This is a genomic window from Chromobacterium sp. Ag138 (assembly GCF_055181315.1).
The window spans coordinates 782023-800115 of the sequence record NZ_JBUPWA010000001.1 but is presented as its reverse complement, the minus strand read 5'-3'; the positions used below and the strand labels follow the sequence as shown (position 1 = coordinate 800115).

11 protein-coding genes and 1 tRNA gene are annotated in these 18093 nt (G+C 66.7%); 6 read left to right on the top strand and 6 right to left on the bottom strand.

The window, feature by feature from the left end; translation table 11 throughout:
• Window positions 1–24 precede the first annotated feature (24 nt).
• On the top strand, window positions 25–4323 hold the full coding sequence (locus tag ACY3GB_RS03290) for a response regulator (RefSeq protein ID WP_463087477.1): 4299 nt from the start codon (window positions 25–27) through the stop codon (window positions 4321–4323).
• Between the two features lie 214 nt (window positions 4324–4537).
• Here ACY3GB_RS03290 and ACY3GB_RS03285 read toward each other — a convergent pair.
• Window positions 4538–4622 (bottom strand) — tRNA-Leu (locus ACY3GB_RS03285).
• A 182-nt stretch (window positions 4623–4804) separates the two neighbouring features.
• On the opposite strand from ACY3GB_RS03285, the gene ACY3GB_RS03280 reads away from it, so the two are divergent.
• Window positions 4805–5494, top strand: coding sequence for a Bax inhibitor-1/YccA family protein (locus ACY3GB_RS03280; protein WP_463087476.1), 690 nt, complete (start codon window positions 4805–4807; stop codon window positions 5492–5494).
• Window positions 5495–5625: 131 nt separating this feature from the next.
• Here ACY3GB_RS03280 and ACY3GB_RS03275 read toward each other — a convergent pair whose 3' ends face one another.
• Window positions 5626–8484: a GGDEF domain-containing protein gene (locus tag ACY3GB_RS03275; RefSeq protein WP_463087475.1), complete on the bottom strand. Its 2859-nt coding sequence runs from the start codon at window positions 8482–8484 to the stop codon at window positions 5626–5628.
• A 249-nt stretch (window positions 8485–8733) separates the two neighbouring features.
• On the opposite strand from ACY3GB_RS03275, the gene ACY3GB_RS03270 reads away from it, so the two are divergent.
• The gene (locus ACY3GB_RS03270) at window positions 8734–10140 is read left to right on the top strand and encodes a purine-cytosine permease family protein (RefSeq protein WP_463087474.1); all 1407 of its coding nucleotides are present in this window, start codon (window positions 8734–8736) and stop codon (window positions 10138–10140) included.
• Between the two features lie 4 nt (window positions 10141–10144).
• Here the strand turns inward: ACY3GB_RS03270 and ACY3GB_RS03265 are convergent, their stop codons facing one another.
• The 3 genes from ACY3GB_RS03265 to ACY3GB_RS03255 form a co-directional block, all read right to left on the bottom strand.
• Entirely contained in the window at window positions 10145–11383 is a 1239-nt protein-coding gene (locus ACY3GB_RS03265; RefSeq protein ID WP_463087473.1) for a M23 family metallopeptidase, read from the bottom strand.
• A 160-nt stretch (window positions 11384–11543) separates the two neighbouring features.
• Window positions 11544–11984, bottom strand: a complete 441-nt coding sequence (locus ACY3GB_RS03260; RefSeq protein ID WP_463087472.1) for a cytidine deaminase — start codon at window positions 11982–11984, stop codon at window positions 11544–11546.
• An 81-nt stretch (window positions 11985–12065) separates the two neighbouring features.
• Window positions 12066–13004, bottom strand: a complete 939-nt coding sequence (locus ACY3GB_RS03255) for an ArgP/LysG family DNA-binding transcriptional regulator (RefSeq protein ID WP_463087471.1) — start codon at window positions 13002–13004, stop codon at window positions 12066–12068.
• Between the two features lie 255 nt (window positions 13005–13259).
• Between ACY3GB_RS03255 and ACY3GB_RS03250 the strand changes: the two genes are divergently transcribed.
• Together ACY3GB_RS03250 and ACY3GB_RS03245 are read left to right on the top strand one after the other, a co-directional pair.
• Window positions 13260–15596 (top strand): EAL domain-containing protein, encoded by a 2337-nt coding sequence (locus tag ACY3GB_RS03250; RefSeq protein ID WP_463087470.1) that lies wholly within the window; start codon window positions 13260–13262, stop codon window positions 15594–15596.
• A gap of 65 nt (window positions 15597–15661) precedes the next feature.
• Window positions 15662–16297: a LysE/ArgO family amino acid transporter gene (locus tag ACY3GB_RS03245; RefSeq protein ID WP_463087469.1), complete on the top strand. Its 636-nt coding sequence runs from the start codon at window positions 15662–15664 to the stop codon at window positions 16295–16297.
• Here the strand turns inward: ACY3GB_RS03245 and ACY3GB_RS03240 are convergent.
• A complete protein-coding gene (locus ACY3GB_RS03240; protein WP_463087468.1) occupies window positions 16267–17118 on the bottom strand; it encodes a LysR family transcriptional regulator in 852 nt (283 codons plus the stop codon). The genes ACY3GB_RS03245 and ACY3GB_RS03240 overlap by 31 nt on opposite strands.
• Window positions 17119–17230: 112 nt before the next feature.
• Between ACY3GB_RS03240 and ACY3GB_RS03235 the strand changes: the two genes are divergently transcribed.
• Complete coding sequence (locus tag ACY3GB_RS03235; protein ID WP_463087467.1) at window positions 17231–17953, top strand: SDR family oxidoreductase; 723 nt, start codon at window positions 17231–17233, stop codon at window positions 17951–17953.
• Window positions 17954–18093 lie beyond the last annotated feature (140 nt).

Genomic DNA, 18093 nt, shown 5'->3' with positions numbered 1-18093 from the left:
ATCGATTAAGAGGGGACTGGTCTGATGATGTCCTTGCCCGACAGCCTGTCCGCGACGTCCAGGCGCGCCGCCGCCGTCCTGGCCGTCGCCGTCGCGTTGTCCACGTTCTGGGCGCTGGGGCTGGCCCGCGGCCAGGGCGGCCTGGTTGTTCCCCTGTACGGCAACGCGCTGACCTTGCTGCTGCTGTGGCGGGCCTGGACGCGGCCCGGCCGCCACGCGCTGGCGCTGGCCGCATTCTGGCTGGGCGGCTGGGCCCATCTGGGCGCGCTGCCCGCCGCCGAGCTGGCCGTCGTCAGCTGGCTGCAGGCGGCCGGCGCCGGATTGTCGCTTAACCGGTTTCTCGAGCGCGGGCCGCGTGAGGATGGCGGCGGCATCGGCTGGCTGGCGGCGGCGCTGGCGTCGGGCCTGCCGGGCGCGCTGCTGTTGTGGATGCATCCATGGCTGGATTCGGGCGGCTGGTACGCGGGCGGGATCGCAGCGGGGCTGACGCTGTTGCCGCCATGGGCGGCGCTTCGGCGCTTCGGGGCCGCGGGCCTGAGGCTGGACCGCGTCTTGATGCTGGTCGCCCTGGCGCTTGCCTGGTGCGCGCTGACGGCGAAGTGGCGGCCGTTGGGCGTCGCCGATCTGGCGCTGCCCGTGTTGCTGGCCGGACTGCTGCTGGATGCGGCGGGCGCGATGCTGGCGCTGCCTTTGATGGCTGTTCTGGCCTGCGAAACTCTGATCCGCCTTTTTCCGGAAGTCATGCCGGAGCCGCTGCGCCAACCGGAGCCGCTGGTTTGGTTCGTCCAGGCGCTGTTCTGGCTGGCTGCCGCGCTTTTGCCCCATGCGGCCGGACTGATCCGGAGCGCGCGCGCGGAGCGGTCGCTGGGGCAGAGGCGCTTGTCGCAAGCGCTGGACAGCATGGAGGGCCATGGCGCGCTGCTGGACGAGGACGGACGGCTGCTGGAGGTCGGCGATGGACTGCGTCGCCTGCTTGGCGACGCGTCGCGGGGCAAGACCGTGGCGGCATGCTGCGCGCCGGAGGATGTTCCGCGCTGGAATGCGGCCCTGGCCCGCGGCGGGGTCCCGCAGCGCTTGCGGTTGCGGCTGTTTGCCGCGGAGGAGGGTTTTCATGATTGCGAACTTGGCCTGACGCCGCTGGCGGCGGGCGGCGACGGCATCGTCTGGCTGCTGCGGGCGAGGATCTTGGCGCCGCAACGGCAAAGCGGACATGGCGCCGAGGCTATCCAGAGCCAGCTCGAGTCGCTGGCCGCCGCGTTCGACATCGGGCGGTGGACGTGGGATGCGTCCGAGCAGTCGCTGGCGTGGGATGAGAGGATGCGGGTGTTGCATGGGGCAGGCGGCGAGGAGGCGGTCAACTGGCCGCGCTGGCGCAGCTGCGTGCATCCAGACGAACTGGCGGCGTGGGATGGGCTCTGGACCGATGAGTTGCGCGGGTTGGCCGCCGAGGGCTGGGACTATCGCATCGTGGACGGCGAAGGCCGCTTGCGCTGGTTCCGGCTGTGCGCCCAGGTGGAGCGGGACGAGGCCGGGCGGGTATTGCGGGCCGAGGGCGTGTGCTGGGACGCGGGCAGCCTGCAGGAGGGGCGGGCCGAATTGCGCCGCGTGCGCGACGAATTGCAAACCGTGCTCGACTCGATGCCGGCGATGGTCAGCTATTGGGACGGCAATCTGCGCAATGTTTTCGCCAACCGCGCCTATCTGGACTGGATGGGGCTGGAAATAGGCGACGTCAGGGGCCGCCATCTGCGCCATGTGATCGGAGACGAGCGCTATCGCGCCAATCAGCCCTATATCCAGGGCGCGCTGGACGGCGTAGACAGCCTGTCCGAGCGCTGCATCATCGATCTGAGCGGGCAGGAGCGGCATCTGCTGGCGCATTACGTTCCGCACTGGCAGCAGGGGCAAGTCAGCGGATTTTACGTGTTCGTCACCGACATCACGCCTCTGAAGCAGGCGCAGCGGGAGCGGCAGGAGGTGCAGGCCAGGCTGCAGGGCATTATCGATTCCGCCAGCGATTTCGCGATCATCGCCACCGATCTGCGGGGCAAGATCAGCATTTTCAGCGCCGGCGCCGAGCGCATGCTGGGATATCGGGCCGATGAGCTGATCGGGCAGGCCACGCCGATGATCCTGCATTTGCCGGAGGAGGTGGCCAAGCACGAGCGCGAGCTGTCGGAGGAGCTGGAAAGGCCCGTCGCCGGCTTCGACGTTTTCGTGGAGAAGACGCGCCGAGGCGGCAGCATCATCCAGGAGTGGACCTATCGCCACAAGGATGGCCGGCACATTCCGGTCAGCCTGGTGACTACCGGCATCTGGCAGGACGGCTGGCTGTATGGCTTTGTCTGCATCGCCAAGGACGTCCGCGCGGAGCGGGAGGCGACGCGGATGCTGGAGCTGGCCAAGGAGCAGGCTGAAAGCGCCAGCCGGGCCAAGAGTGAATTCGTCGCCAACATGAGCCATGAAATCCGCACGCCGATGAATGGCGTGCTCGGCATGCTGGAGCTGCTGTCCAACACCAGGCTGGACGGCGTCCAGCGCAACTATCTGGACATGCTGCAGCTGTCTTGCCGTTCGCTGATGGCCATCCTCAACGACATCCTGGACTTTTCCAAGATGGAGGCCGGCAAGCTGGAAGCGGCCCGCGCCGATTACGACCTGAGCGAGGTGCTGGGCGCGCTGGCGGCGATGATGTCGATGAACGCGGCCCGCAAGTCGCTGGAGTTGGTGATCGCGGTCGAGCCGGATGTGCCGGAGAGCCTGATCGGCGATCCGCTCAAATTGCAGCAGGTGCTGGTGAATCTGGCCGGGAATGCGATCAAGTTCACTGAGCGGGGCGAGGTGGCGGTGACGGTGGGGCTGGAGAGGGGGGCTGGCGGCGACAAGCTGTTGTTCTCCGTCCGCGATACGGGGCTGGGCATGGACGAGGCGCTGTTGAAAACGGTATTCGACCCCTTCATCCAAGCGGACTCCTCCAACACGCGGCGTTTCGGCGGCACCGGCCTGGGCTTGACGATTTCCCGGCGACTGGTCGAGCTGATGGGCGGCGAGATGGGGGTGGAGAGCCGGTTGGGCGAGGGCAGCCGCTTCTGGTTTTCCTTGCCCGTGGAGGTCGGCGGGAAGGCGCTCCCGGCGGCAGTGCCACTTGGGCGCGTGCTAGTGGTGGACGACAACGCGGACAGCCGGCAGGCGGTCTGCTGGCATGTGGCGCGCCTGGGCGGATCGCCCGAAGGGGCGGCGAGCGCGGACGAGGCGCTCGCCGCACTGGCGGGGGAGGACGGCGCGGCGTTCGGCGTCGCCCTGGTGGACTGGCGCCTGGCGGAAGAGAGCGGGCTGGAGCTGTGCGGCGAGATTCGCCGGAGCTGGCCGGAGCGCGACATCGTCTTGATCGCGATGGCGAGAGCCGACGACAGGGCCAGGCTGGACCAGGAGGCGGGACGAGAGGCGTTGAATGGCGCGCTGGTGAAGCCGGTGGTCGCCGGAGCGCTGGCCGATGCCTGGAGAAACGCGCGCGCGCGCGGAGCGGAGTCCGGGGCGAGGCCGTTCGGCGCCCGGCCGGACGGGTGGCGGCCGGCGCGCATCCTGCTGGTGGAGGACAATCCGATCAACCAGCAGGTGGCTTGCGGCTTGTTGCAGCAGGCAGGCTTGCAAGTGGAGACCGTGGAGAACGGCCGGTTGGCGCTGGACGCGCTCAGAGAGCGGGGCGGAGATTACGCGCTGGTGTTGATGGACAGGCAGATGCCGGTGATGGACGGCGATACCGCGGCGTCGTTGATACGCGGAGAGCTGGGGCTGAAACTGCCCATCGTCGCGATGAGCGCGGGCATGTCGCCCGAGGAGCGGTCGGAGTGTTTGCGGGCGGGCATGGATGAGTTCATCGCCAAACCGATACAGTTGGATCGCTTGTACGCGGTGCTGGATCGTTACCTGGCTTGGCCGCCGGAGGGAGGAAAGGCCGCCGGGCCGGACGAGGTGGTATTTTCGGCCGAGCTGATGCGTCTGGCCGACTCCAGTCCCGCCGCGCGCGCGCGCGTGCGCAAGCTGATGCAGATGCTGATCGATACCAGCGGGCCGGAAATGACGCGCATCCAAGCCTGTTTGGAGCAGGGTTTGCTGGATGCCGGCGCCAGGCAGCTGCATGCCTTGCGCGGCAGCGTGGGCTCGTTTGGCGCGGCGGATCTGGTGTCTCTTCTCAAGGGCCTGGAAAAAGCGGTAAAGGAAGGACGAAGCCAGAATTGGCCGTCATTGTTGCAGGATATCGAATTGGAGCTGGAGCGGGTGGCCGGCGCGGCGCGAGCCTGGCTGGCGGATGATCGCGTTTGACGCGCTGGGCTGATGGCTTGTTTTTGTTGGAGTAAAGCATTGGACCCGCCAGCCGTGCCTGGGGCGCTTTGCGGGGATGAGCTTGGCGCAAGCTATGGCGTATCGCAGAGCATCGCGCAGGGTCGCAGCGAAGAAATATTGCTGGGAAAAGGCTTTGTTTGCGGAGTTCTTGAAGGGTATGTCGGGATGTGAAGGGAAACGTTAAATCTAGGGTTGGTGCGAAAGGAGAGACTCGAACTCTCACGCCTTGCGGCGCTGGAACCTAAATCCAGTGCGTCTACCAATTCCGCCACTCTCGCATCCAAATGGCTTGCAAACGCGGACTGCCGCCCACATCTGTGCCTTGAGGGAAGGCGATATTACCCCAAGGATTCGCTCAAGACAAGCAGGAAGAAGAAATGGAAACTTATTCCCTTCGGCATGGTCTGTTGCTTACAATCCCAAAAGTCGTTCCAGAATAATCAACTCAGGAGAGTTTCACATGCACCCGGATTTTCAAACGGCCTACCAATCGACCCCGATGGCCGATGTTCGCAACAAAGTGTTGCGCAACACCTATGGCCTGCTGGGCCTGTCGATGATCCCGACCGTCATGGGCGCCATCGTGGGCACCCACATGAGTTTCGCGTTCCTGGCCGGCAGCCCCATCATCGGCATGCTGCTGATCATGGCGGTGTTCTACGGCCTGGTCTTCGCCATCGAGAAGAACCGCTACAGCTCGCTGGGCGTGTTCCTGATGCTGGGCTTCACCTTCATGATGGGCGTCCTGCTCGGACCCTTGCTGCAGTTCGCGCTCAAGTTCTCCAACGGCGGCCAGCTGATCATGACCGCCGGCGCGGCCACGTCCGTCGTGTTCTTCGTGATGGCAGGCATCGCCACCACCACCAAGCGCGACTTGTCCGGGCTGGGCAATTTCCTGACGGTCGGCGCCATCGTGCTGATGGTGGCCGTGGTAGCCAACCTGTTCCTGCGCATGCCGGCTTTCCAGCTGATGATCTCGGCGGCCTTCGCGTTGTTCAGCTCGCTGATGATTCTGTGGCAGGTCAAGACCGTGGTGGATGGCGGTGAGAACAGCTACATCTCGGCGGCGCTGTCCATCTACATCAGCATCTATAACCTGTTCACCAGCCTGTTGCAGCTGCTGCTGGCCTTCGGCGGCAACCGCGACTGATCGGCTTGATGCTGGCAATCCAAACCCTCCGCCTCGGCGGAGGGTTTTTTTTTATTGCATCCGCCAAGCACCGCGGCGTCGCCGGAGACAAGCCGGCGCGCATGTCGCAGACGCTTGTGATGCATGGCCGTTTATCCTACCCGCATCAGCCGATAGGTATTGCGCCCGGCGGCCTTGGCCTGGTACAGGCCCTCGTCGGCGATTTCCAGCAGCCGCTCCGGCGTGATGTCGGGCATGTAGGCGTAGGCGATGCCGATGCTGGTGGAGACGCGGCGGCGCGCGCCTGACAGTTCCGCATCCTGGCAGACGGCCGCCATCAGCTTGTCGACCACTGCCGTCGCGGTGCGTTCGGAGTCCAGGCCGACCAGCAGTACCACGAATTCGTCGCCGCCCAGCCGGGCCACATGATCGGTGCCGCGCACGTTTTGCCGCAGCCGTCCGGCGAAAATCTTGATCAGCTCGTCGCCGGTGGCGTGTCCCAGCGTGTCGTTCACTTGCTTGAAGTGATCGATGTCGAGAAACAGCAGAGCCAATGCCTGCCGCTTCAGATAGTGGTGCTTGATCTCGTCGCCCAGGATATCCATGAAGGCCATGCGGTTGAGCAGGCCGGTCATCGCGTCCTGGGTGACCTTGTTGCGCAGCTCGATTTCCCGCGCGCGCGACTGGGTGATGTCCCAGATCATCACGTAAAACCCCGACACCGTGCCATCCGCGTGCTGCTGCGGAATGTAGCGCCCCTCCACATAGCGCTGGCTGCCGTGCAGGAACATCTCCATCTCGAAGGCGGCGGGCTGGCCCTGCAGCGCCTGTTCGACATAGGGCCGCACCGCCGCATAGCTTTCTTCGCCAAGAAAGTCGCGCATATTGCGGCCTATCACCTGCTCCGGCGCAATGCCGAACAACCGGGTGTAGGTCTTGTTGCAATAGCGGTAGCGTTGATCGACGTCGACGAAGGCCACCAGCGCAGGGATGGAGTCGGTGACGGTCTTGAGCAAGGCCTCGCGCAGGACCAGGTCCAGTTCCGCCAGCTTCTTTTGCGTGATGTCGCGCACGCTGATGCTGATGCCGTCCCCGGCGCGGACGATTTCCTGGTGGATCCAGGTCGGGTGGCTGGCGTCGTAGGCCTTGGGCACTTCTTCGGACAGCGGCATGCCGGTGTCGATGACCTGTTTATAGCTTTCGAAGTGGTTGGCGACGTTCAGCGAGGCCGCCAGCGCTTTCCAGTTCCGGCCTATGGTTTCATCCCGGCGCAGCTGCCACATCCTTTCCGCCTCGGCGTTGATGTAGACCACGCGAAAATCGTCCACCACGCCGATGTGGTCGCGCAGCGCCTCCATGATGATGAAGGCGTCCATATTGGCTTCGGCGGCGTTGCGGAAGCGCTCGGCCGCCATTTCCGCCATCCGGTTGGATTGCAATACCTCGCGCAGCAGCGGCGAAGTGCGCCAGCGCAGGATCAGCGTGCCCAGCGTGACCATCGCCAGCATGATCAGCGCGTCGATTTCCAGATCATGGCGGATCGGCGCCAGCAGGTCGGCTACCCGGATCTTGTAACTGAAGGCGAGCCCGCTGTCGCCGACCGGCGCATAGGCGCTGATCACGTCGCGGCCCGAGTAGTCGACCGCGTGCAGCGAACCGTTTTTCCCGGAAAAGGCCGGCCACATGGTGAAGTGGTGGACGTTGCCGGCGATCGGGATCGTGGGCCCGGGATCCCGCGGCGACTGCGAGAAGCAGCGCAGATCGTGGTCGTCGTGGCCGCACAGCGCGTACAGGCCGCTGAGTCCGTCGCGCGGGGCGGTGTCCTGGACGATGCGGTCGAACATCTCCAATTTCTGTTCGATCACCAGCCGCGATGTGCCGGCCGAGGTGCGGTAGATCGCCTCGGTGCGGTACAGGTAATGGCCGTTCCACAGCAGCCGGGAGCCAGCCGGCGAGCGCAGCGCCAGGGCCTGGCGCGGCCGGGTTTCGAAATAGCCGACCTGCACCAGCGCGCGCCCGGCCGCATCCTGGATGGCGATGCCGTTCAGCGTCATGTGGTTGCGGGCCGCCAGCTCGGCGGCGGCGGCGCTGGCGTCCAGTTTGCCCCGGCTGGCGTCTTCCAGCAGCTTCTGCATCGACGGGCGCTGGTAGATGCGGCGGGCGATGTCGTCGCTGATGCCGAATTGGGCCACCAGCAACGCGGCGCGCTGCCGCACGCTGTTGGCCATCACCGTGCTCAGGCTGCGCTCATGCGCTTCGCTGGAGACGCGGTAGATCAGCAGGCCGGTGATGAGCGAGATGGAGATCAGCAGCGCGGTGGCGGTCACGGAAATCGAATCCGCCATGTCCTGCGAGCGCGGGTGCTTGCGCAGCGCCTGCATCGCCAGCGCGTTCAAGCCCAGGGCGGCGGAGATGATGCCCAGCGCGGTCAGCAGCGCCATCCGCACCGAGGCGCCCCAGCTGTACAGCAGTTCCAGCTTGACCAGATACGCCACCGCGCCGAGCACGCCCAGCAGCAGCGGCAGCAACACGCAGATTTTCATCGCCCGGCGCCGGATCGGCGTGGTCCCCGGCTGCAGCAGCAAACCGCAGCTGAGGGCGGCCAGCGCCAGCGCGGTCGGCGGCGCTATCCGGCCCGGATGGGGCGCCATATCGTGCCGCCAGGCGTGCAATTGCGGCAGGTCCAGCCCCAGGGACATGCCGGTGAGGTTTTCCAGCAGCGCGATTGCCGCCATCGCCAGCACCAGCGCCGCCAGCAGCCGGTGCGCCCGCCATTGCGGCTGCCACAAGGCCAGCGGCAGCGCGAGGCCGTACAGGATCAGGCAGAGCGCTGTGGCGATCACCATGTGGATGTTTTCCGGAATCAGGGCGGGAGAGCGGAGGAGCCAGCCGCTGATGACGCTGATGCCCAGCAGGACCAGAAATAGGCTTGCCGCGATGGCTAGCAACCGATATCGGTCATGCAGCAGCTGGCGTTTGAGTTCGGTGGTGGACAAGGGGAAACGGTGCACTTCATTCCATCCTGCGAGCCGGCGCGAAGGGTTCCTATACGAAATGTTAGGACAAATCTCGACGATGGCTGCCACGAGCCGTGGAGATAGGCGGCGCGGGGACACGGACGAGCATGCCGGATCGATGGTGCGATGCCGCATGGCTTGGGTTTGCCCGTTTAAATGCGAAAAGTATAAATTGTTCGGCGCAGGCCCGGAGCCGCGCCGCGGCAAGACGGCGCTCCGGGCGCGGACAAAGGAGAAACCGTCATGAAAGCGAAAACATCCATCGGCGCGCCGCTGATCGAGCGCCGTTCCATAGACTTCATTCCGGAAGGCGAGCGGCATGGCCGCGCGTTCAGCCAGTTCACGCTGTGGCTGGCCGCCAATCTGCAGATCACCGCCGTGGTCACCGGCGCGCTGGCGGTGGTGCTGGGCGGCGACGTGGTCTGGTCCATCGTCGGCCTGCTGCTGGGACAGATCGCCGGCGGCGCGGTGATGGCCTTGCACGGCGCGCAGGGCCCCAGGCTGGGGTTGCCGCAGATGCTGGCCTGCCGCGCGCAGTTCGGCGTCAAGGGCGCGGTGCTGCCGCTGGCGTTGGCCTGCGCCATGTACCTGGGCTTCAACGCCACCGGCATGGTGCTGTCCGGCCAGGCGCTGGGGCAGCTGTTCAAGATAAGCGACGCCGCCGGCAGCCTGTTGTTCGCGCTGGCGGTGCTGCTCGCCGCGGCGCTGGGCTATCGGGCGATACACCGGTTGGGGCGCGTGGCCAGCCTGCTCGGCCTGCTGGCGTTCTGCTATCTGTTCATGCGCTTGCTGGGGCGGGTGGATTTGCTGCCGCTGCTGGCGGCGCACACCCGTTTCCAGCCGGCCGCCTTCACTGTCGCGATATCGCTGTCGGCATCCTGGCAGATCGCCTTCGCGCCTTATGTGTCCGACTATTCGCGTTATCTGCCGTCGGCTACGCCGCCGGCGCGGGTGGCGCTGGCGATAGGCTTGGGCTCGGGCCTGGGCGCGCAGATCGCGATGTCGCTGGGCGTGCTGGTGGCGGCCGTCGGCGGCGCGGCGTTCCGCGGGCATGAGGTCGCCTATTTCGTCGGGCTGGGCGCAGACGGCGCCATCGCCGCCTCGCTGTTTTTCTGCGTGGCGTTCGGCAAGGTCACGATTTCCACGCTCAACGCTTACGGCGGCTTCATGTGCGCGGGCAGCATCGCGTCGGCGTTCGGCGCGCGGCCGGAGGCGTTGGGGCCGCGCCGGCGCTGGCTGATCGTCGCCGCGATGGCGCTGGTTTCCCTATCCGTCGCGGTATGGGCGCAGCAGGGCTTTTTGCCGCTGTTCAAGTCTTTCCTGTTGCTGCTGCTGACGCTGTTCACGCCGTGGAGCGCGGTGAATCTGGTGGATTTCTATCTGCTGCGCGGCGGCAGGCTGGATGCGGCGGCGCTGGAGGGCGTCGACTACCGCTGGCCCGGCCTGCTGGCCTATTTGGCGGGCGTGCTGTTGCAGCTGCCGTTCATCGACAGCGCCTTGTTCAGCGGGCCGATGGTCGGCGCGCTGGGCGGCGCGGACATTTCCTGGCTGGTGGGTTGGCTGGGGACGGCCGGCCTGTACTGGCTGATGATGCGCCGGGGCGCGGCCGCGTGGGCGGCCGTCCCCGGCGGAGGGCGAGGCGCCGGCTAGGCGTTTACCATGGCCGGGCCGACGACGGGCATTGCGGCACCACCGGCGCGTTGCTGCCGGTATCGATGAAGCCGTCGCTGATCCAATGCCCGGCGGCGGTGCGGTTCCAGATGTCGGTGCGGCCCCAGACGCCGTCCACCGCCTCGCCGCGCGCGTGGCACTGCAGCGACACCTGCTCGCCGCGGGCGGCGCTGCCGACGATCTCGGCGCTCAGGCTGGGGCCGCCGCGCAGGTTGACGTAGCCGTCGCCGCCGCGCGGCGTGGCGACGCCGTTGGCGCCGCCGGGCGCGGGCGCCGGATCGCCGCCGCCGCGGTAGTGGGTCAGGCGGCCGCCGACGTTCACCCGGCCGCCGTCGCGCGCGGCGTAGCCCTGGTAGGCGCGGCTGCCGGAGAAAAACTGCCATCCGCCCAGCCACTTGCGGTTCACCGGCTCGGCCTTGCCCTGGTGGATCAGCGAGAAGTGCACGTGCGGGCCGGTGGTGCTGCCGCCGCAGGGCAGGCCGTTGCCGATCTTGCCCAGGTAGGTGCCTTTGGCCACGCGCTGGCCGTCGGCCACCGTGTTCAGGTTGATCATGTGGTAGTACGTGGACGAGTAGCCGTTGTCGTGCACCAGCTTGACCAGCCCGCTGCCGTTGCGCAGGCAGCTCTTGTAGATCACCCCGGCCTGCGGCGCCAGCACCCGGCCGTCGCCGCCGGCGAAGTCTATGGAATCGTAGGGCTGGCTTTCGCCGCTGTAGCCGTGCGGGCCGCCGGTCATGCTCCAGGCCGCGCCTTCCTGCCAGGGCAGGCCCAGGCCGGTGGCTTCGGGCGCCAGCCGCTTGGAGAGCGCCGTCTGGCTGTGCCAGGCGCGCCGCTCGTCGGCGCTCAGCCAGCCGGTCGGCGCGGCCTCGAGCAGCGCGGCGAAATCGCGGTCTCCCTCCAGCGCCAGCCGCCAGCCTTGGCCGGTTTGATGGGCGAGGAACAACCGCGACAGGGGCACTTGGTCGGCATCCGCGCCGGCCATGACGGGCAGCGGCTGGGTGGCGGAGCCCAGCACCCAGCGGCGGTCGGCGCTCTCCCGGTTCACCTCGACCAGTGGTTGCGGCTGGTCTCCCTTGGCCAGCGGCTGCGGCGCGAGCCGCGCCAGCGCGTCGGCGGCCTGTCTGCGCAGCGCAGGATCCTGGGCTTCCCCGGCGGCGTGGGCGGGCGCCGCGCCCAGGCAGATCAGCAGCACGGATAAATATGAAATGGCGGGTTTCATCATCACGGACTCCCTATCGTTCTGAACAGGAACTGCGTGACCGACCATATAGCGGGCGCTGCTGGTTTTCAGCTGTCCCTAAGAGAGGCGGAGATGGGGGAACCTTTTCGCGGGCGTGGAAAAGGGAACCCTCGGGTTCCCTTGGCTGGCGGCTGGCTGCGGCTCAGCGCTGGCCGGCGTCCCGCAGGTTCTTGGGGCCGAAGGCTGACGGCAGCAGCGCGTCCAGCGTGGTGTCGATGATGTCTTCGCTGTCGCAGATCGAGCGCACGTGCATGGCCGGGCCGAATTCGTTCAGCACCTGGCGGCAGGCGCCGCAGGGCGAAGTGGGCTTGTCGGTGGGGGTGTAGATGCAGACCGCCACCACATCCTGCATGCCGTGGTTGGCGCGGGCGGCGAAAACCGCGGTGCGTTCGGCGCAGTTGCTCAGGCCGAAGGAGGCGTTTTCCACATTGCAGCCGATGTGTATCTTGCCGTTGCCGTCCAGGATGGCGGCGCCGACAGTGAAGCGGCTATAGGGCGCGTAAGCCTGGCGGGCGGCCAGTTGCGCGGCCATTTCCAGTTCGGCCCATTGTTCGTTGCTGGGTGCGTATTGCTTGCTGGTCATGCTGCCTCCATAAAACCAGGTCGGCGACGGATGATGCGCCAGGGGCTGGGCCTTGTCAACGCGGCGGCCATGCCGCGTGGGTCAGAGCGCCTGCTGCGATTCTCCAACAGATGCGCGATATGCGACTTTGTCCTGGCGCAAGTGGCGGCCGCAATAGTCCAGCATCGCTTCCGTCAGCGCCTGCGACAGCTCGGACTCCACCCGCCAGTGGTGCCAGTACAGCGGCAGATCCATGTACTGGCCCGGGAACAGGTCTACCAGCCGGCCGTCTTCGACATCGCCGTCCAGCATCAGCTCCGGCAGCAGGCTGTAGGCGACGCCCTGGCGGGTGAGCTCGACGAAGCCCTGCGCCGAGGGCACGGTGAAGCTGGGAAAGCCGCCCTCGTAGCCGGCCGCCTGGCGCAGGAACTGCCCGTGCACCGCGTCCTTGCGGCTGAAGAGGATGCTGGGCGCGCGCGCGAGCGCCGCGTGGTCCACCCCGTCCGGGAAATGGCGCTCGGCGAAGCGAGGCGTGGCCAGGCACAGGTAGCGCATCGCGCCCAGGTAGTGCTGGACGCCGCTCTGGATCGGCACCGGCCGGGTGCTGACGCAACCCATCACGTGGCCGGTGCGCATCAGTTCGTGAGTGTGGTCCTGGTCGTCGACCACCACGTCCAGCAGCAGGTCGTGCGCCTCCAGCACCGGCGTCACCGCCTGCAGATACCAGGTGGCCAGGCTGTCGGCGTTGACGCCCACCGCCAGCGTGGTGAACGCGCGCTGGCGCGGCGCGGGACTGAGCTTTTGCAGCAGCTGGTTTTCCATCAGCAGCAGCTGCTGATAGTGCCGCAGCAGCTGGCGTCCGGCCTCGGTGGCTTCCGCGGGCGAGGTGCGGGTGAGCACCGGCTGGCCCAGCTGTTCCTCCAGCTGGCGTATGCGTTGCGATACCGCAGACTGGGTCAGGAACAGCTTCTTGGCGGCTTTGTCGAAACCGCCGGTTTCCGCCACCGCGGCCAGGGTCTGCAGTTGTCTGGGGTCGAACACTTTCGTTTCCCGTAGTCTTTCGACGATTAAGAGATCGTTTAATAATGCGGCCGGACTTGCTTAAAAGCCAGCGCCGTGGCATGTTGCAGCCTTTGGCGGCCGGCCCTGTCTGATGCGGGTTTGAGACAGGCCGCGCAGTCAGATACGGTACAAGAAATACCTGCTCCTGGGCAGGTGGGCGAGATAGTAGGGGCGGCGGCCCGGCCGGCCGCGTCCCAGCCACGACAGGCGCAGAAAACAATGCATACGGATGAAATGGCACTCCTGGCGAATATGTGCCGCTTTATCGGAATCCGGACCGAACACCTGGCGCTGTTGCCGCGCCACGCCGATGCCGGGCTGGCCCGCAGAGAGCTGCTGGGCAAGGAGCTTTACTGGCATTTGCTGAAAAGCCCCGGCGAAGCGGAGCGCCTGCAGCGGCATCACGGCTGCTGCCAGGATGAGCTGGCGGCCATGCTGCTGGCGGAGTGGGACGCGCTTTTGAGAATGCCCCTGGATCCAGCCGTGGCAGCGGCTTTGGTCGAGCAGGGCGAACTGTATTGCCGGCTGGGCGTGAGCCTGGGCTGGCTGCAGGGCCTATACGAGCGCTGCCAGCCGCATTTGCTGGCCAGCCTGGAGCAGGCGGAGGGCGCCGAAGCGGCGCGGCTGCTGCGCAAGCGCATCTTGCTGGACCAGATGCTGAAGACCCATGGCTACCAGCAGGCGCTGAAGCGCGAGGCTTCCCGCCATGGCGAGCATTTCCAGGCGATGTCCGGCCTGTACGCGACCCTGAGCGGCGTCAGCCTGGCGCTGGCCGACAGCGCCGATCGCCGCATCCTGCTGCAGACCGTCTGCGACGTCTGCGTGCGCGAAGCCGGTTTCGAAATGGCCTGGGTGGGGCTGCTCGACGCCGACGAGAAACGTGTGGAAGTGGCGGCGCTGTCCCGCGGCGAACGCGCCTCCATGCCCGGCGAGCTGCCGGCGCACGCCGAGGACGCGCAGGCGCCTGGCCTGGTATCGCGCGCGCTGCGCAGCCGCGCGGCACAGGTCAGCAACGACGCGCAGTCCGATCCCGCGCTGCGCCCCTGGCACGGCGCGCTGAGCCGCCAAGGCATCCGCAGCCTGCTGGTGGTGCCGCTGCTGGTGCGGCAGCAGGTAGTGGGAGCGCTGGCGCTGCACGCCGGCGAAGAGGGCTTCTTCGACCAGTCCCGCCGCGCCTTGTTCGAACTGATGGCGCGCGAGGTCGGCCGCGGGCTGGAGCGCCACGACGCGCTGGAGCGCAGCCACCGCGCCGAGACCGAACTCGCCTTTCTGGCCCAGCATGACGCGCTGACCGGCCTGCCCAACCGCAGCCGCATGCAGGAGCTGATCGCCCGGCTGCTGAAGTCGCGCCGCGACAGCGGCCAGGTGGCGGTGCTGGCGATCGCGGTGGAAGGCTTCCACGACATCAACGCCCGCCTGGGCTACGAGGGCGGGGATCTGGTGCTGTGCGAGATGGCGCGCCGCTTGCGGCAAGCCATCTACCCGTTCGGCCATGTCGGCCGCGTCGGCGCCGCGCGCTTCGTCGCCTGCTCGGAACGCACCGACAGGCTGCAGGAGCTGGTGGACGAGCTGATGAGCCTGCTGCCGCAACCGGTGGACGCGATGGGCGCCCAGGTGGAGATCCGCTGCAGCGTCGGCGTCGCGGTCAGCGGCGACGCGCTGTGCGACGCGGCCAACCTGCTGCGCCGCGCCGGCCTGGCCCTGAACCGGGCCAAGGACGAGGGCGGCGGTCATTCCCGCCATTACGACGCGGCGATGGACGAGGAAATCCACAAGCTGCACGCGCTGCGCAGCGCGTTCGCGCTGGCCATTCCGCGCGGCGAGCTGGCGCTGTACTACCAACCCAAGATCAATCTGCAGAACCACCGCATCGAAGGCGCGGAGGCGCTGGTGCGCTGGGTGCGCAACGGCCGGCACGTGCCGCCGGGCGAGTTTTTCAACGCCATCGAGCATACCAATCTGATGCGCGAGCTGGACTGGTGGGTGCTGCGCGAGGCGGTGCGCCAGATGGGCGAATGGCGGCGGCGCGGCTTGTCGCTGCCGGTCAGCGTCAACTTGTCGGCTGCCACGCTCAAGCACGAGGATTTCCTGTTCGGACTGGAGGCCTTGCTGGAGGCGAACCCGCTGCCGGCGGGCTTTCTGGAACTGGAGGTGCTGGAAAGCGTCACCCAGCAGGAGGCGGAGCAGATCACGGCCAAGCTGGAGCGCTGCCGCGACCTGGGACTGTCCATCGCGCTGGACGACTTCGGCACCGGGGCATCGTCGCTGGTGCACCTGCAGCAGCTGCCGTTCGACACCATCAAGATCGACCAGCGCTTCGTCCGGCTGCTGCTGGACATGCCGGGCAACGAGGCCATCATCCGCAGCATGCTGTCCTTCGCCCACTACACCGGGCGCAAGCTGGTGGTGGAGGGGGTGGAAAGCCGGGCGATCTGGAGCAGGCTGCGCGAGATAGGCTGCCACGACGGCCAAGGCTACGGCATTTCGCCGCCGCTGGCCGCCGGCGAGCTGCCGGAGTGGCTGAAGCAGTGGAGCAAGAATGCTGCTATTAATTCTTCTTATGTATCATGATTTTTATTAGTTTTACTTAAGGAAATCCGGACGTTAATCTGCCTGCAAATAGTTTGGAGCAGGCAATGTTCAATTTCAGTGTTTTCCTTTCCGCGCTGGGCATCTCTTTCAGCCAGATCGTCGGCATCGGTCCGCAGAACGCCTATGTGCTGCGGCAGGGCATAGGGCGCAGCCATGTGCTGCCCATCGTCGCCATCTGCATCGTCGCCGACGTGCTGTTGATCGCCGCCGGCGTGCTCGGCGTCGGCAAGGTGGTGGCCGGCATCCCTGGCTTCGTCAGCGTGGTCACCTGGGCCGGCGCGGCCTTCATCTTGTGGCTGGGTTTCAAGTCTTTCCGCTCCGCGCTGAACGCGGGCGGCATGACGCTGGACGGCGGCGTGGAGCGCGACCGCAAGAGCGCCATCCGCACCATTCTGGTGGTGACCCTGCTCAATCCTTATGTCTGGCTGGACACTGTGGTGCTGATCGGCAGCGTGTCCTCGGTGTACGGCGAGCACGGCGCGGTGTCCTTCCTGATCGGCAGCCTCAGCGCCTCCGTGCTGTGGTTCGGCGCCATCGGCCTGTTCGCGGGCAGGCTGGCCCCGTTGTTCACCAAGCCGTCCAGCTGGCGGGTGCTGGACTGCGTGATCGGCTTCGTGATGCTGTTCACCGCCTCCATGCTGATCTACAACTACGGCTTGTCGGCGCCGCTGCCGCTGTAATCGTCGAGGGCTGCCTTCAGCGCCTGCAAGGCCGGCAGTTCCAGCGCCTGGGCCGCGTAGCACAGCCCGATCCGGCGGACCGGGGTCGCGCCGGACAGTGAAATGGCTTTCAGGCCGGGGTGGTCGCTCGCCAGCGAGGCGGGCAGCAGCGCCACGCCCAGCCCCGCGGCCGCCATGTGGGCGGCCAGCCTCAGGCTGCCCGCCCGCGCGGCAACCGCCAATGCCGGCTCCGCGCGGCCATGCAGATCCAGCAGCCGCTGGTGGCTGGGATGGTCCGGACAGACTATCCAGTCCGGCTCGTCCAGCAGCGCCATGTCCACCTGATCGCGCGCCGCCAGCCGGTGGCCCGCCGGCACGGCCAGCACGAAATCCTCCTCCCGCAAGGGCAGAAACAGTTCGTCTTCGCAGCGGCCGTCCTCGGCCGCCAGCCGGGCATCGCCGCAGCATCCCTCCCGCACCTCCAGCAAGATCGCCGGCTCGGCCCGCGCCGCGCGCGCCAGCAGGTCTTCCAGATGGCTGCGGCTCACGTCGCCATCCACGCCCAGGCATAGCGGCGGGCAATCGCGGCGCTGCCGGAACATCTTCGCCAAAGCGTCGGCCTGGGCCAGCATCCTGCGCGCTTGCGGGTAGAGCAGGCGCGCGTCTTCGCTGACCTCCACGCCGCGGGGCAGCCGTTCGAACAGGGTGACGCCCAGCGCGTCCTCCAGCTGGCGTATGGTGACCGACAGCGTCGGCTGGGTGACGAATAGCCGTTGCGCCGCGAGCGTGATGCTGCGTTCTTCGAAAACGGCGACGAAGGCCTTCAGTTGGCGAATATCCATAGAAGTAATCTATATCTTGCAGAGATTTTTATCATTTTTCAGCTTATTTTATGGTGAATATACTGCATGGCATCTGTTTTGCATCGATAAATTTTATGGAAGGAGATTGTCCATGAGCAAGCCCCTGATCGTGATCACCGGCGCCAGTTCCGGCATCGGCGCTGCCGCTGCCAAGCTGTTTTCCCAGGCTGGCCATTCGCTGTTGCTGCTGGCGCGCCGCATCGAAAAACTGGAGGCGCTGGAGTTGCCGAATGCCCTGTGCCGCCGGGTGGACGTGACCGACCGCGCCCAGCTGCAAGCGGCGCTGGCCGAGGCCGAGGCGCGTTTCGGCCCCGCGGACGCCATCGTCAATAATGCCGGCGTGATGCTGCTGGGCGCGATGGCGCGGCAAGACCCGGATGAGTGGCAGCGCATGCTGGACGTCAACGTCAAGGGCTTGCTCAACGGCATCCACGCGGTGCTGGCCGGCATGGCGGCGCGCGGCCGCGGCACCATCATCAACATCGGCTCCATCGCCGGGCGCAAGACCTTTCCCAATCACGTGGCCTATTGCGGCACCAAGTTCGCCGTGCACGCGATTTCGGAAAACCTGCGCGAGGAAATGGCCGGCAGCGGCGTGCGCGTGATCACCATCGCGCCGGGCGCGGTGGAGACGGAGCTGCTGGGCCACACCACCGACGAGGCGATCAAGGCCGGCTACCAGGAGTGGAAGCAGCAGATGGGCGGGGTGCTGGCGGCGGACGACGTGGCCGAAGCCATCGCATACGCCTACGGGCAGCCGCAGCGCGTGTGCGTGCGCGAAATCGTGTTGGCGGCGACCGGACAGCCGGCGTAAACGCCTCAAGCCGGCGATGCCGGATATGAGGGCGGGCAGGGAAAGGGCGGGCCGCGATAGCGGGCTCGCCCTTTTGCATGGATATTTTGATTACGAAACAAAGGCATTTTAGCGTTAAAACAATGACATAAAGTTAGAAT